14 protein-coding genes and 2 pseudogenes are annotated in these 14,652 nt (G+C 73.2%); 10 read left to right on the top strand and 6 right to left on the bottom strand.

Going from position 1 to position 14,652, the window contains the following annotated elements:
* Positions 1 to 22: 22 nt before the first annotated feature.
* The 5 genes and pseudogenes from lepB (O7615_RS01405) (at position 23) to O7615_RS01385 (ending at position 3,257) form a co-directional block, all read left to right on the top strand.
* A pseudogene (gene lepB / locus O7615_RS01405) lies at positions 23 to 894 on the top strand (signal peptidase I).
* 9 nt (positions 895 to 903) lie between these two features.
* Positions 904 to 1,539, top strand: coding sequence for a signal peptidase I (gene lepB / locus O7615_RS01400; RefSeq protein ID WP_278175287.1), 636 nt, complete (start codon positions 904 to 906; stop codon positions 1,537 to 1,539).
* Positions 1,540 to 1,651: 112 nt separating this feature from the next.
* Entirely contained in the window at positions 1,652 to 2,131 is a 480-nt protein-coding gene (locus O7615_RS01395; RefSeq protein ID WP_278175286.1) for an NUDIX domain-containing protein, read from the top strand.
* A complete protein-coding gene (locus O7615_RS01390) occupies positions 2,125 to 2,937 on the top strand; it encodes a ribonuclease HII (protein ID WP_278175285.1) in 813 nt (270 codons plus the stop codon). Before O7615_RS01395 ends, O7615_RS01390 begins: the two co-directional genes overlap by 7 nt.
* Positions 2,934 to 3,257: a DUF2469 domain-containing protein gene (locus O7615_RS01385; RefSeq protein WP_007075222.1), complete on the top strand. Its 324-nt coding sequence runs from the start codon at positions 2,934 to 2,936 to the stop codon at positions 3,255 to 3,257. The genes O7615_RS01390 and O7615_RS01385 overlap by 4 nt, the downstream gene beginning before the upstream one ends.
* 99 nt (positions 3,258 to 3,356) lie before the next feature.
* Here O7615_RS01385 and O7615_RS01380 read toward each other — a convergent pair whose 3' ends face one another.
* Entirely contained in the window at positions 3,357 to 4,010 is a 654-nt protein-coding gene (locus O7615_RS01380; protein WP_278175284.1) for a class I SAM-dependent methyltransferase, read from the bottom strand.
* A 416-nt stretch (positions 4,011 to 4,426) separates the two neighbouring features.
* On the opposite strand from O7615_RS01380, the gene O7615_RS01375 reads away from it, so the two are divergent.
* Positions 4,427 to 5,032, top strand: coding sequence for a M23 family metallopeptidase (locus tag O7615_RS01375; RefSeq protein WP_278181945.1), 606 nt, complete (start codon positions 4,427 to 4,429; stop codon positions 5,030 to 5,032).
* Here O7615_RS01375 and O7615_RS01370 read toward each other — a convergent pair.
* From O7615_RS01370 to O7615_RS01350, 5 genes are all read right to left on the bottom strand, one after another.
* A complete protein-coding gene (locus O7615_RS01370) occupies positions 4,914 to 6,095 on the bottom strand; it encodes an aminotransferase class V-fold PLP-dependent enzyme (protein ID WP_278175283.1) in 1,182 nt (393 codons plus the stop codon). The genes O7615_RS01375 and O7615_RS01370 overlap by 119 nt on opposite strands.
* A 100-nt stretch (positions 6,096 to 6,195) precedes the next feature.
* A complete protein-coding gene (locus O7615_RS01365) occupies positions 6,196 to 7,173 on the bottom strand; it encodes a tyrosine recombinase XerC (protein WP_278175282.1) in 978 nt (325 codons plus the stop codon).
* A 55-nt stretch (positions 7,174 to 7,228) separates the two neighbouring features.
* Positions 7,229 to 8,416, bottom strand: coding sequence for a DNA-protecting protein DprA (locus tag O7615_RS01360; RefSeq protein WP_278175281.1), 1,188 nt, complete (start codon positions 8,414 to 8,416; stop codon positions 7,229 to 7,231).
* A complete protein-coding gene (locus tag O7615_RS01355) occupies positions 8,413 to 9,930 on the bottom strand; it encodes a YifB family Mg chelatase-like AAA ATPase (RefSeq protein WP_278175280.1) in 1,518 nt (505 codons plus the stop codon). Before O7615_RS01355 ends, O7615_RS01360 begins: the two co-directional genes overlap by 4 nt.
* Before the next feature lie 157 nt (positions 9,931 to 10,087).
* Entirely contained in the window at positions 10,088 to 10,450 is a 363-nt protein-coding gene (locus tag O7615_RS01350) for a YraN family protein (protein ID WP_278175279.1), read from the bottom strand.
* A gap of 130 nt (positions 10,451 to 10,580) precedes the next feature.
* Here O7615_RS01350 and O7615_RS01345 point away from each other — a divergent pair.
* The 4 genes and pseudogenes from O7615_RS01345 to pyrH all read left to right on the top strand — a co-directional run bounded on the left by O7615_RS01345 (position 10,581) and on the right by pyrH (position 14,600).
* Positions 10,581 to 11,502 (top strand): annotated as a pseudogene (locus O7615_RS01345) (hypothetical protein).
* A gap of 351 nt (positions 11,503 to 11,853) precedes the next feature.
* A complete protein-coding gene (gene rpsB / locus O7615_RS01340) occupies positions 11,854 to 12,720 on the top strand; it encodes a 30S ribosomal protein S2 (protein WP_278175277.1) in 867 nt (288 codons plus the stop codon).
* A gap of 133 nt (positions 12,721 to 12,853) precedes the next feature.
* Positions 12,854 to 13,681 carry a translation elongation factor Ts gene (gene tsf / locus O7615_RS01335; RefSeq protein WP_278175276.1) on the top strand — a complete coding sequence of 276 codons (828 nt, stop codon included), beginning with the start codon at positions 12,854 to 12,856 and terminating at the stop codon, positions 13,679 to 13,681.
* Positions 13,682 to 13,832: 151 nt separating this feature from the next.
* Positions 13,833 to 14,600, top strand: a complete 768-nt coding sequence (gene pyrH, locus O7615_RS01330; RefSeq protein ID WP_092373634.1) for a UMP kinase — start codon at positions 13,833 to 13,835, stop codon at positions 14,598 to 14,600.
* Positions 14,601 to 14,652 lie beyond the last annotated feature (52 nt).

Raw genomic sequence — 14,652 nt, 5'->3', positions numbered from 1 at the left:
TTCTGCGGACCGGGGAGTAGGCGTGGTACAGGCGCTTGACGACAGCGGCGCGGCCGATCCGTGGCGCCGGCGTACCCGGCGCGGCCGGCCGCAGATGCCGCTCTGGCAGGAGCTGCCGCTGCTGCTCATCGTCGCCTTCTGCCTCGCGGTGCTGATTCGCAGCTTCCTGCTCCAGGCGTTCTTCATCCCCTCCGGGTCGATGGAGGACACCCTGCTCATCGGTGACCGCGTCGTGGTTAACAAGATCGTCTACAACGTGCGGGATCCGGAGCGCGGCGAGGTGGTGGTCTTCCGGGGCACCGACCAGTGGGTTCCGCAGGTCGACGCGCAGCCGCCCAAGGGCTTCGCCGACAAGGTCGGCCGTACGATCGGCGACCTGGTCGGCGTCAGCCGTCCGGGTGAGAAGGACTTCATCAAGCGCGTGATCGCACTGCCCGGAGACCGGGTGAGCTGCTGCGACGACGAGGGGCGGGTGCTGGTCAACGGCACCCCGCTGGACGAGTCGGCGTACGTCCTGCGGGATTCGCCGCTGGATCTCCCGCCGAATCCGCAGGAGTGCCGCTCCCGGCGGTTCGAGGAGATCGTCGTACCGCCCGGGCAGATGTTCGTCCTCGGCGACCACCGGCTGGTCTCGCAGGACGCGCGATGCCAGGGCACGGTGCCGATCGACAACGTGGTGGGGCGCGCGTTCGCGGTGGTCTGGCCGTCCCACCGATGGCACTCGCTGCCGGTGCCCGAGACCTTCGAGGGCGTCGCCCCGCCGCCCTCGGCGACCGACGATGCCGAGCCGGTACGCCCCACACCCGACGGTGGCGTGGTCCTGCTTCTCCCGATTGCGGCAACGCTGTCCATTCTCGCGCGTTCCGGACGGTGGCATTCAGCCGGGCAACGTAGGCTCCTTCCGTGATTGACGAGCAGACCGACAAGTCGCGCCATTCGTTCTGGAAGGAACTGCCCATCCTCCTCGGGGTGGCGATCGTGGTCGCGGTACTCGTACGCGCCTTCGTGCTGCAGACCTTCTTCATCCCCTCGCCGTCCATGGAGAACACTCTCAAGATCGACGATCGGGTGCTGGTCAACAAGCTCGTCTACCACTTCCGGTCGCCGCACCGGGGCGAGGTGATCGTCTTCAAGGCGCCGGTCGAGTGGAGCGGCAACCCCGCCGGGGAGGACTTCATCAAGCGGGTGATCGGGGTCGGCGGCGACCAGGTGGTCTGCTGCGACGACCAGGACCGCCTGATGATCAACGGCGCGTCGCTGGACGAGCCGTACATCTTCTCCATCGACGGCCACCGGGACAAGCCGGCGGACCAGGAGTTCGACGTCGTCATCCCGCAGGGGCGGCTCTGGGTGATGGGTGACCACCGCTCCGCGTCCGGCGACTCGCTGGAGCACTACCAACAGTCCAGCCAGAACGTCGAGTTCGCCACCATCCCGGAGCAGGACGTGGTGGGCCGGGCCTTCACGATCTTCTGGCCGTTCGACCGGGCCACCCTGCTGACCGTGCCGGACCAGTTCGAGGCGATCCCGACGCCCTGACCGGGTGCGACGATCGCCCGCGCGGCAGCGGCCGGGTGGATGGTGCGGACGGGGTGACGCGCCCGTGGCACGGGGCGTGGGCGTTGTCGGCGGCGTCTGGCAGTCTGGTGCGGTGACGGTCTACACCCCGAGGCGCGCCGCGCGTGTGCTCCTGGTCGACGCTGCCGGCCGGTTGCTGCTGTTCCGCGGCTTCGACCCGGCCCGTCCGGAGCACGGGCGCTGGTGGTTCACCCCCGGTGGCGGGCTCGACGCGGGTGAGACCTACGCGCAGGGCGCGGCGCGTGAGCTGGCGGAGGAGACCGGGCTGCGGTTGGCCCCGGCCCAGGTCGGCGAGCCCGTTTACGCCGACCTGATCGAGTTTCCGTTCGACGGCGTGTGGTATCGCCAGGAGCAGCAGTTCTTCCTGGTGCGGGTGGCCGCACACGAGGTCGATACGGCCGGTTTCAGCGAGCTGGAGCGGGGCACCGTCGACGGGCACCGCTGGTGGTCGGCGCGGGAACTGCGCGCCACCGACGAACGGTGCTACCCGTCGGACGTGGCCGATGTGCTGGCCCGTGCGCTGGCCGGCACGGCGGGAGGCGCCGCATGCTGACCCCACCGCGTACCGTGGTGCGCCGTGAGGCCGGGCTCTACGCGCTGGAGCGCGCCCTGCAACGACGGGGCTTCCGGCACGTCGCCGGCGCCGACGAGGCCGGCCGGGGCGCCTGTGCGGGGCCGCTGGTGGCCGCCGCCGCGGTGCTGCCGGAGGGGCGGCGGGGCGAGATCGAAGGGCTGGCCGACTCCAAGCTGCTCACGCCGGCCAGCCGGGAGCGGGTCCACGACGAGATCGTCGAGCGCGCGCTGGCGTACGCCGTGGTGGTCATCCCGGCCGACGAGGTCGACGCCCGTGGGCTGCACGTGTGCAACCTGGCCGCCATGCGACGGGCGCTGGCCTCGCTGACCGTCCGGCCGGAGTACGTGCTGACCGACGGGTTCGGCGTCGACGGCCTGGGCGTGCCCGGGCTGGCGGTCTGGAAGGGCGACCGGGTGGCCGCGTGCGTGGCGGCGGCGAGCGTGCTCGCCAAGGTCACTCGGGATCGGATCATGGTCGACCTGGACGCCGCGCATCCCGGCTACGGGTTCGCCGAGCACAAGGGGTACGTCACCGCGGAGCACACTGCCGCGTTGCGCGAGCGTGGGCCCTGTCGGGAGCACCGGTTCTCCTACATCAACGTGGCCACCGTCTCGGGTCTCGATGGCCGTCCGCCTCGCGCCCGGCGACCGCCGGGCGCAAGCCCGGACGAGCCGATGGAGCGCTCGGGCGCCGCAGGGGGTACCGTCGGCGTGGCGTTGAGCGAGCAGCCTCGGCCTCCGGCGCCGGTGGGGGAAGATGTGGTCATGGAAGGCGGAGTGCGATGAGCGCGGAAGATCTCGAGAAGTACGAGACCGAGATGGAGCTCCAGCTCTACCGGGAGTACCGCGACATCGTCCGCCAGTTCTCCTACGTGGTGGAGACTGAGCGCCGGTTCTACCTGGCCAACCAGGTCGATCTGCACGTGCGCAACTCCGACGGCGAGGTCTACTTCGAGGTCGAGATGCACGACGCCTGGGTGTGGGACATGTACCGCCCTGCCCGGTTCGTGAAGAATGTGCGTGTTATGACGTTCAAGGACGTCAACGTCGAGGAGCTGGAGAAGCCCGACATCTCCCTCCCCGCCGACTCCGGCTTCGGCGGCTGATCCGCGTACCGCCCCGGGCGGCGGCCGACCCCACCCGCCGTTGCCACACCGCATCGCTGTCCACAGTTGAACGACGTCGGCCTCTCCAGCCGTGCGCGGTCAGACCGGTTGGGCGGGCTGCGGGCGCCCGGTGAACTCGAACATCGTCGCTCCGGTGAGCAGCGGCCGGGGCGTACCGAGGAATCGGTGCACGCCCACGCCGACCCCCTCCGCCGGGGTGCTCACCGCGACCGCCTCGAACCCGTCCTCCGCGAACCACTCGCAGATCGTCGGGACCAGATCCGGAGCGCGCCGGTGCCGGGTCCAGAAGACGGTCCCGCCGGTGGCGCAGAGCGAGGCGCAGTGGCGGACCGTGGCACGCACGTCGGCGTCGGAGATGTTGCCGAAGACGCCGCAGACCAGCACCAGGTCGGCCGGCGTGAGCGGGGCGTACGCGTCGGTACGGGCCGCGTCGCCGCGCACCACCTCGACCCCGGGCAGTCCGGCCTCGCGGGCGGCCGTACGGGCCAACTCGACGTTGCGCGGGTCGAGCTCGACCAGCCGGGCGGTCACGTCGCCGCCGCGCGGATGGGCCGCCAGCACGGGAATCAGGTCCCGTCCCTGCCCGGCGCAGAGGCTGACCGCCCGCAGCGACCCCGGCGGTGCCTCGTCCAGCGCGGCGGCGATCCGCAGGCGCACCTCCGCCAGCCGCCGCGACAACGACGAGGCCGAGTCCTCGTAGTGGTGGTGCCAGGCGTACCAGTCAGACGTCACGTCCCGACCCTAGTGCGGTCCGCGTACCCTCGGCGGCCCAGGCCGAGGTCACCAGATGCGGCAAGTTGGGCCCTCCCACCCGGCGCGACAGCCCACGTTGCCGCAAGCCGTGACCGGTCCGGGTTAGCCCACGCATAACAGATCATTCTCTTCCGCGCGGACTGTCCACAGGGCGTCGCGTCGTCCACAACCGAGCCGGCCGGGGTGGCGGGCATCGGGAGCGACCGGTCAGGCTGCGCGACATGCGAACACGGTTGCGCGTACCCGGTCGTTTCCGGTCGTCCCTGCTGCCGGCCGTACTGCTGGCGCTGCTCGCGTGGTCTGCGGCGCCCGGGCTGGCGGCGTCTGGATCGGCAGCCCTGGCTGCTGGCGGGTCGGGTCACGCGAACGGCGCGGCCCGGACGAGCGGGTGGCCGGTGCCGCCCGCGCCGGCGCCGCCCGGCAGCGCACCGGCCACCGGCGGCGTCGTGCCGTTCCGGTGGCCGGTGGACGGCGTGCCGCATCCGGTACGCGGGTTCGACCCGCCGCCTCGGCCGTGGCTGGCCGGCCATCGCGGGGTCGACCTGCTCGCCCCGGCCGGCGCGACGGTCCGGGCCGCCGGCGCCGGCACGATCCTGTTCGCCGGCATGGTCGCCGGCCGGCCAGTGGTCACCGTGGGGCACGCCGACGGGCTGCGGACCACCTACGAGCCGGTGGAGCCGGCCGTCGCGGTGGGCACGACGGTGCCGGCCGGTGCGGCACTGGGCACGCTGCTGGCCGGGCACGCCGGCTGTCCCGCCGCGGCGTGCCTGCACTGGGGGCTGCGTCGGGGGCCCGAATACCTCGACCCGCTGGCCCTGCTCGGCCTCGGCCGGGCCCGGCTGCTGCCCCTCGGCGAGATCGCTGAGGGTGGCGCGGGCCCACTCAGCGCTGGGCGAGCAGCGTGGGCAGTTCGACGGCGAGTCGCTGGTACTCGTCGGGCGAGTTGTAGACCTGACCGCACAGCCGCAGCCACCCGCGCCCGTTCCAGGCCGCGACGTTGACCTGGGCGGCGAGCCGATCGGCGATCCGGGCCCGCAGCGCCCGGGCGCCGTCCAGGGTCGTGGCGATGCCCGCCGGCAACGGGATGATCCGCATGGCGACCGTGGGCCCGCCGGGGTCGGGCAGGTCGGCCGGCGGCACGCCGAGCGCGTCCCCCACCACCCGCTGCCCGTACGCGGCCAGCGCGGCGTTGTGCGCCCGCACCCGGTCGACGTCGAGGCTGCGCAGCGTGTAGAGCCCGGCCGGGGCGCTCAGCCAGGCCGTGTAGTCCGACGTGGCCTGCCACTCCAGGCGGCCGGGAAATCCCGCGTCCTGTTCCCAGGAGACCACCAGCGGCTCGATCCGCTCCCGCCACGTCGGCGCCACCACGAGCAGGGCGGTGCCCCTCGGGGCGTACCCCCACTTGTGCAGGTTGCCCACCCAGAAGTCGGCGCCGATGCTCCGCACGGAGGCCGGCAGCATGCCCGGCGCGTGCGCGGCGTCGACCAGCACCGGAATGCCGTGTTCCCCGGCCACCCCGACGATCGCGGCGACCGGGAACAGCCGTGCCGTGGCCGAGGTGAGCTGGTCGACCACCAGCAGGCGGGTGCGGCCCGGGCGTAGCCCGGCCCGCACGACCTGCACCACCTCCTCGTCGGTGGCGGCCAGCGGCACCCGCAGGATCCGGTGCGTCGCGCCGGTGCGGCGGCACTCGCGGCGCACCGAGAACTCGACCGCACCGTAGCCGTGGTCGGTGGTGAGCACCTCGTCGCCGGGGCGTAGCCCGAGAGACTGGAGCACCACCGCCACGCCGCTGGTGACGTTCGTGGTCAGGGCGGTGCCGTCGGGGTCGGCGCCGAGGAAGCCCGCCAGGTGCCGGCGGGTGTGCGCGATCCGGTCGACCAGCCCCTGGGCGAAGAACCGCAGCGGGTCCGCCTCCATCTCGTCGCGTAACCGCTGCTGGGCCCGCTGCGCCACGATCGGTACCGCCCCGAACGAGCCGTGGTTGAGGTGGCTGACCGCCGGGTCGAGGGAGAAGAGCAGGCGACCGCCCATGATCGGTTCGGGCGGCGGCGGGACGCTCACCCGATGATCGTAACCGCCGATCACGCGCGACCGGCGGCTCTCGCCGAGGTGCGGCCCGACGGCGGCCTCGACGCCGACCCGGGCTCCAGCGCACCGCCGGTCAGGCGCGGGGGTGGGCCTGCCGGTACGCCGCCCGGAGCCGCTCCACCGAGACGTGGGTGTAGACCTGGGTGCTGGCCAGCGAGGAGTGCCCCAGCAGCTCCTGCACCGCCCGTAGATCCGCCCCACCTTCGAGCAGGTGGGTGGCGGCCGAGTGGCGCAGCGCGTGCGGGCTGGTCCTGGGCAGCCCCGCCGCCTCGGCGTACCCGCCGACGATCCGGCGAGCGGTCGTCGGGTGCAGCCGGCCGCCCCGGGCGCCGAGCAGCAGTGCGTCACGGGAGTGGGAGACCGCCAGCACCGGCCGCCCGTGCCGCAGCCAGTCGTCGAGGGCGCGCTGGGCCGGCACCCCGTACGGCACCGTCCGCTCCCGTCCACCCTTGCCCCGTACGCGGACGACCCGCCGCCCCTGGTCGACGTCGGCCGTGTCGAGCCCGCACGCCTCGCTGACCCGGATGGCGGTGCCGTAGAGCAGTTCGAGCAGCATCCGGTCGCGCAGTCGCACCGCCTCGTCGGCGTCCTCGGGCGGACCGGTGTCGCCCGGCGCCTCGACGAGCAGCGCCGCCTGGTCGGCGCGCAGCACGGTGGGCAGCGTCCGCTGCGGCCGAGGGCTGGCCAGCGTGGCGGCGATGTCGACGGGCAGCAGCCCGCCCCGGTGGGCCCAGGCGCTGAAGGTCCGCGCCGCGGCGGCCCGGCGGGCGAGCGAGGTGCGGGCCGCACCCGTCGTCCGCTGCCGGGCCAGCCAGCTGCGAACCGTGTCGAGGCTCAGCTCCGCCACCTGGGTGCAGCCCATCCGGCTGGCATGGTCCAACAGGGACACCAGATCGGCGACGTACGCCCGGACGGTGTGCGTCGAGCGGCTGCGGCCCGAGGCGAGGTGCCGGGCGAACTCGTCCACCGCGTCCCGCAGCGGCTCCGGCAGCGCCGCGTGCACGTCCCGCGTGCCGCGGGCGTCCCGCCCCTCCGCGCCTGTCCTTCGCACAGCTCGACCCTACGGCGGCCCCGCGCCGCCCGCGAGCAGGCGGGCCGTGCCGGCCCTATCCGGCGGGATCCGGTCGCTTCTTCGCCGTGACCAGGGCGTAGCCGTCCGCGCGGCGTACCACCAGGGACATCTCCTCCAGCATGGACAGCTTGCGCAGTACTGTCCGGACCGCCAGGCCCGCCCGCGCGGCGAGGGCGTCCACGCCGACCCGGCCACGTCGTGGCATCGCCTCCACGATCGATCTCGCCTCGTCGTCGAGCAGGTCGGTGGGGCGCTCGGGCCCGCGCGGCACCGGCGCCAGCTCGCCGATCCGTCCCACCTCCTCCAGGACCTGGGCGAGGCCGGTCACCAACCGTGCTTTCCGCTGCTCCCGGAGCATCTCGTGGGCGCCGACCGACATCGCCGAGGTGACCGGGCCGGGAACCACCATCGCCGGCCGGCTCAGGGCGATGGCCCGCCTGGTGGTCTGGGTCGCGCCGCTGCGGGCCCCCGCCTCCACCAGCACGGTGCCCCGGGTGCCCGCCGCGATCACCCGGTTGCGGATGAGGAAGCGTGGCCGCAGCGGCTCGGCGCCCGGCGGCCACTCGCTCACCAGTAGCCCGGTGTCGGCGATCCGGTCGAACAGCGCCGCGTTGCCCATCGGGTAGGAGCGGTCCACGCCGCAGGCGAGCACCGCGACGGTGAGCCCGCCGGCGTTGAGCGCTCCGCGATGCGCCGCGGCGTCGATGCCGAACGCGCCGCCGGAGACGACCGTCCAGTCCCGGTCGGCGAGGCCGTAGCCCAGGTCCGTGGCGATGTGGATGCCGTACGGCGTGGCGGCCCGCGCCCCGACCACCGCCACCGACCGGTCCAGCACCTCGGCCAGTGGCCAGGGTCCGCGTACCCAGAAGCAGAGCGGTGGCGCGGTCTCCAGGTCGACCCGGCGGCGTGCGTCGGGCAGCCGGAGCGTGCGCAGGTGCTCGACCGTGCCGGGCCACTCGTCGTCGCCGGGAATGACGACCCGGACACCGAGCCGGTCGGCACGCCGCAGTGCCTCGGCGGCGACCGCCCGGGCGTCACCGGCCCGGCTGCGTGCCGCCACGCTCTCGCGCAGCCCCTCCTGCGGCGCCCCGCCGTCCAGCAGCAGGTTCAGTGCGGCCACCGGGCCGAGCTCGTCGACCAGCCGATGCACCGACCGGGTGCCCGGCTCGGCCAGCCAGGTCAGCGCCACCCGCGCCAGGGTCAACTCCTCGTGTGTGCTCACGTGCCCTCTCCCGTCCTGAGCGAGATGGCCTCGCTGACGTCGTTCTTGTCCGGGCGTGCCCGCCCGTCCAGGTCGGCGATGGTCCAGGCGAGCCGGATGACCCGGTCGAAGCCGCGGGCGGAGAGCGAACCGGAATCGAGCCGGGACCGCAGCTCGGCGGTGTCCCGGCCGAGCAGTCGCCACGGTGCCTGGCGCAGGGCCGGGCCGGGGATCTCGGCGTTGAGTCGCCGGCCGAGCGCCGCCCAGCGGCGGGACGCCGCCTCCCGCGCCGCGGCCACCCGCCCGGCGACCACCGCGGAGGACTCGTGGGCGGTCGTCTCCATCAGCTCGGCCGCCCGCATCGGCGGTAGGCGTACCTGCAGGTCGATCCGGTCGAGCAGTGGACCGGAGAGCCGGCCGAGGTAGCGACGGCGGGTCAGCGGCGGGCACTCGCAGCGATCGTCGCCGGCCGGGTTCGCGCACGGGCAGGGATTGGCCGCGAGCACCAGCTGGGCGCGGGCCGGGTATTCCGCACCGCCCCGGCTGCGGGTCAACACCACCCGGCCGTTCTCCAACGGCTGGCGCAACGCCTCCAGCGCCGCCTTGCTGAACTCGGGTGCCTCGTCCATCAGGAGCACCCCACGGTGGGCGAGCGAGATCGCGCCGGGGCGGGCCAGCCCCGTCCCGCCGCCGACGATGGAGGGCAGGGTCGCGGTGTGATGCGGGGCCTGGAACGGCGGGCGGCGGATCAACCCGCCACCGGCCGGCAACAGCCCGGCGATCGAGTGCAGCGCGGTCACCTCCAGCGCGGCATCGTCGTCCAGTACCGGCAGGATCGACGGCAGGCGCTCGGCGAGCATCGTCTTGCCCGCTCCCGGCGGCCCGATCAGCGCCAGGTGATGCCCGCCGGCGGCGGCGATCTCCAGGGCACGCCGCCCGAGCCCCTGCCCGGCGACGTCGGCGAGATCGGACCCGGCGGCGGCCGGGAGCGGGGCGTCCACCGGCGGCTCGATCAGCGGGGCGCCGTCGCGGACGAAGGCGACCAACTGGTGCAGGCTGTCCACGCCGCGTACCCGCAGCCCCGGGACGACCGCGGCCTCGGCGACGTTGCCCGCCGGGACGATCACCCGCTCGACGCCGGCCGTCGCCGCTGCGGCGACCATCGGCAGTACGCCCCGGACCGGTCGCACCGTCCCGTCCAGACCCAACTCGCCGAGCACGGCCACACCGTCCAGCGGCAGCAGCGGCAGCTCCCCGGAGCCACCGAGCAGCGCCACCGCGATCGCCAGGTCGAAGGCCGAACCGAACTTGGGCAGGGTGGCCGGCAGCAGGTTGAGGGTGATCCGCCGGTTCGGCCACCGTTGACCGGAGTTGACCACCGCGGCACGGACCCGGTCGCGAGCCTCGTGCAGGGCGGTGTCGGGCAGTCCGGAGATCACCACCGCCGGCAGGCCGAGAGCGAGATCCGCCTCCACCTCCACCAGATGACCGGTCACTCCGACCAGGCCGACGCAGAGCACCCGGGCGTAGCTCATCGCAACCCCTCGCTACGCTCGGCGCCGCCCCGAGGCACCACCGCACTGCGCCTGACGATTCGCTCACGATGTTCGCTCGGGGCGGCACTCCGCTTCGCTCCCGTGCCACCACGAGGCACCGCCGCACTGCGCCTGATGATTCGCTCACTGCGTTCGCTCATGGGAATGCGTCCTTGACGTGCTCGACCCGGGCCCGGCCGGTGCGCGGCAGCAGGACCGAGATGACGTCGAAGCGGACCTCGTCGGCGGTGGTGCCGGTGGCGGCCAGCCACGCGGCGGCGAGGCCGCGCAGCCGGCGTGCCTTGCGCGGCACCACGGCCTCGACGGGGGTGCCGAACGTCGACGTGCGGCGCGTCTTCACCTCGCAGAAGGCGAGCACCGGACCGTCCCAGGCGACGATGTCGATCTCTCCCGAGGGGCAGCGCCAGTTCCGGGCCACCGGGCGCAGCCCCGCCTCGATCAGGTGTCGTACGGCGCAGCGTTCCCCGTAGCCGCCGACCGCCTGGTTCCGCTTGGTCATGGCCGCACCCTGCTCCCGTACCCGGTACCGGGGCGACCCCGCCGGGGCGGCCTGTGGATGACCGGGGGCCCTGTGGACGGACAAACGATCATGCCCTGGGTGTGCTACCGCTGCCGAAGGGCGGGGCTGGATGGCGGACGAACGCCTGGTCGCATACGGTGCCGGACGTGGACGGACGACGCAGTTTTCCCGACGACCCGGAGTCACGCTGGTATCCGGGCGAACGTGACCGTGGCTACGCCGACCCCGAGTGGCCCGGCGCGCGCGAGGGGCGGTACCGCGATGAGGAGCCGCCGGTGGCCCCCGAGCAGCGGGGCGGAGACGACCCGTACGGCTCGGCACGCCGTTTCGCCCCGACGGACCCGGCCGGGGATGTCGCGGCGGAGACGGAGCGCTACCGGGCCTCGCGCTCGCGGGCGGCGGAATCGGGAGAACCGGACGTCTCCGGTGAACTGCCGGCCGATCGCGCCGGCTGGCGTGCCGCCCGGGACGCGAGCCCGACCAGCGGCGGTGCGCCGCTGTCGACGGATCCGACCCGCGCCGCCCCGCTGGCCGGATACCCGATCGTCGGGGCGAAGCGGGGGCCGGACGGGCCCAACCCGCTGGAGCAGCCGACCGGGCCGGTGCCGCCGGTGCTGCCCCGGGGTGACCTACCGGTGGGCGAGGCCGCGCATCCGGCCACCGGTGGCGAGACCGGTTACCCGGTGACCGGCGCACAGCCAGGGCAGCCAGGGCTGCCGGCCGGCGACGGCGTCTACCGGACGCGACGGCCGGTGCTCGCCGTGCTCTTCGCCGCGCTGGTCGTGATCTTCGAGCTTCCCGCCCTGCGGGTGCTGCTGCACGGCGCCACCGCGGACCCGGTCTCCACCGGCGACGTGCTGGCGGGCACGTTCCTCGTCTGCGGGCTGCCGATCTTCGCGGCCGGCCTGTACGGGCTGCGGACCACCGGGCTCTCGCTGACCGACGGCGCGCGAGGCTGGCTGCGACCACCGACGGCGTACCTGACCGTCGGTCTGGCGCTCTTCCTCGTCGCCGCGCTGGCCGCCGGCTGAGCCGCAGTCGCGCTGGCCGTGGGCTGAGCCACAGTCGCGCTGCCGCCGGCTGAGACGGAGTCGCGCCGGCTGAACGGCACCGCAGCCGCCGCCGGAGGCGTTGACAGGGACACCACGCGTTAACAGGGGCCCCTCCTTACACCCGGGCGTGGCGCGGCGGGGAGGGCGCGTACACTGGTCAACTGGCGACCGCCTCGTGCGGTCGACCTCGCGTGCCTTCCTCACGAGTCGTCGTGTGGCGGCGGCCTCCCTGGTCCCGACCCCTCGGGCCCATCATGGCCGGCGACCGGGCACCAGGACGCCCGGCCGCCGGCCGGGCGGGACAACCAGGGACCGCAAGGAGTACGAACCATGGCCGTCGTGACCATGCGTCAGCTGCTCGAGAGTGGCGTTCACTTCGGGCACCAGACCCGGCGCTGGAACCCGAAGATGAAGCGCTTCATCTTCACCGAGCGCAATGGCATCTACATCATCGACCTGCGTCAGACCCTCGACTACATCGAGAAGGCGTACGACTTCGTGCGCAACACGGTGGCCGAGGGCGGCAGCATCCTCTTCGTCGGCACCAAGAAGCAGGCCCAGGAGGCGATCGCCGAGCAGGCGACGCGGGTCGGCCAGCCGTACGTCAACCACCGCTGGCTCGGCGGCATGCTGACCAACTTCCAGACGGTGTACAAGCGGCTGCAGCGGATGAAGGAGCTGGAGGCCCTCGGTGACCTCAGCGGCACCGCCGCCGGCTACACCAAGAAGGAGACGCTTCAGCTCTCCCGCGAGAAGATCAAGCTGACCCGCACCCTGGGTGGCCTGCGGGACATGCAGAAGCTCCCGGCCGCGGTCTGGGTGGTCGACACCAAGAAGGAGCACATCGCCGTCGACGAGGCCCGCAAGCTGGGCATCCCGGTGATCGCCGTGCTCGACACCAACTGCGACCCGGACGAGGTCGACTTCCCGATCCCGGGTAACGACGACGCGATCCGCTCGGCCGAGCTGCTGACCAAGGTCGTCGCCGCCGCCGTCGCCGATGGCCTGATCGCCCGCTCCGGCCGTCGCCGGGGTGGCGACGAGAAGCCGGAGGGTGGCGTCGCCACCGACGAGCCGCTGGCCGAGTGGGAGCGCGAGCTGCTCGAGGAGCCGAAGAAGGCCGACGAGCAGCCCGCCGAGCAGCCGGCGACCGAGCAGCAGCCCGCCGAGCAGCCAGCGGCCGTCTCCGGTCAGTGACCGCGCCGCCGTCCGGCCACCGTCCGTTTCGCTGATGGTGGCCGGCGGCGGGTAGACCGGCACGAACCTCTCGGAACCGGGTAACCCTCACCTCAGACCATTCCATCGCAGTCTCAACACCGAAGAGAGAGCCATGTCCCAGATCACCGCCGCGGACGTCAAGAAGCTCCGCGACCTGACCGGCGCCGGCATGATGGACAGCAAGAAGGCCCTGACCGAGGCCGAGGGCGACTTCGACAAGGCCGTCGAGATCCTGCGCGTCAAGGGCGCCAAGGACGTCGGCAAGCGGGCCGGTCGGACCGCCGCGAACGGTCTGGTCGCGCACTCCGGCAAGGCGCTGCTCGAACTCAACTGCGAGACCGACTTCGTCGCCAAGAACGACGGCTTCATCGCGCTGGCACAGCAGTTGGTCGAGCACGGCGAGCGGGCCGGCGTGCGCAACGCCGAGGAGCTGCTGGCCAGCGAGCTGGACGGCCGTACCGTCGCCGACATCGTCCAGGAGCAGTCCGCCAAGATCGGCGAGAAGCTGGTGCTCAACCGGTTCGCCAAGCTCGACGGCAACGTCGCGGTCTACCTGCACCGCAAGGCGCAGGACCTGCCGCCGGCGGTCGGCGTGCTGGTGCAGTACGCGGGCACGACCGACGAGGCCGGCGACGCCGACGCGCGGGGTGCGGCCATGCAGATCGCCGCGATGCGCCCGCAGTACCTCACCCGCGACGAGGTGCCGGCCGAGGTCGTCGAGTCCGAGCGGCGCATCGCCGAGCAGACCGCCCGCGAGGAGAACAAGCCCGAGGCAGCGCTGCCGAAGATCGTCGAGGGTCGGGTGAACTCCTTCTTCAAGGACTTCGTCCTGCTGGAGCAGTCCTCGGTCACCGACAACAAGAAGACGGTGAAGCAGGTGCTGGCCGAGGCCGGCATCGAGGTCACCGGCTTCGTGCGGTTCGAGGTCGGCCAGGCCTGAGTCCGGCCGGGCGCGCCGCGCCCGTGGGCTGAGCAACGACGAGACGAGGAGGCCGCCGGTGTACGCGACAGACACCGCGGCCTCCTCGTCCCATAAGGTCGGCAACGGCAGGTACGCGCACCCGGCGCGTCAGTGGGGGAAGGACCGGCGGATGACGCAGGTTGTGAGTGACCGGACGCTGGCGGCGGACGATCCGACGGCACCACCGCCCGGCCGGGCCCGACGGGTGGTGCTGAAGCTCTCCGGCGAGGTGTTCGGTGGCGGCGCGATCGGCGTGGACCCGGACGTCGTGCAGGCCATCGCCCGGCAGATCGCCACGGTGGTGCGCCGGGGTGTGCAGGTCTCCGTGGTGGTCGGCGGCGGCAACTTCTTCCGCGGCGCGGAGCTGCAGAAGCGGGGCATGGACCGGGCCCGGGCGGACTACATGGGCATGCTCGGCACCGTGATGAACTGCCTCGCCCTCCAGGACTTCCTGGAGAAGGAGGGCATCGAGACCCGCGTACAGAGCGCCATCACGATGGCCCAGGTCGCCGAGCCGTACATCCCGCTGCGGGCGATTCGGCACCTGGAGAAGGGCCGCGTGGTCATCTTCGGCGCCGGCGCGGGCATGCCGTACTTCTCCACCGACACGGTGGCCGCCCAGCGTGCGCTGGAGATCCACGCGGACGTGGTGCTGATGAGCAAGAACGGTGTGGACGGCGTCTACACGGCCGACCCCCGGGTCGACCCGACCGCGAGCAAGTTCGACTCGATCACCTTCTCCGAGGTGCTGCGCCGCAACCTTCGGGTCGCCGACGCGGCCGCCTTCAGCCTCTGCATGGAGAACGGCCTGCCGATGCTGGTCTTCGGCGCGCAGGGCGACGACACCATCGTCCGGGCCGTGGGCGGCGAGAAGATCGGCACGCTGATCACCACCTGAGCCGACCGCCGACGGCGATCGGCGGTCCCGGTGACCCCACAAGCCCACGACG

The sequence above is a fragment of the Micromonospora sp. WMMD1082 genome, from assembly GCF_029626175.1.
In the GTDB taxonomy this organism is placed as follows: domain Bacteria; phylum Actinomycetota; class Actinomycetes; order Mycobacteriales; family Micromonosporaceae; genus Micromonospora.
This window is presented reverse-complemented; position numbering and strand designations above follow the sequence as displayed.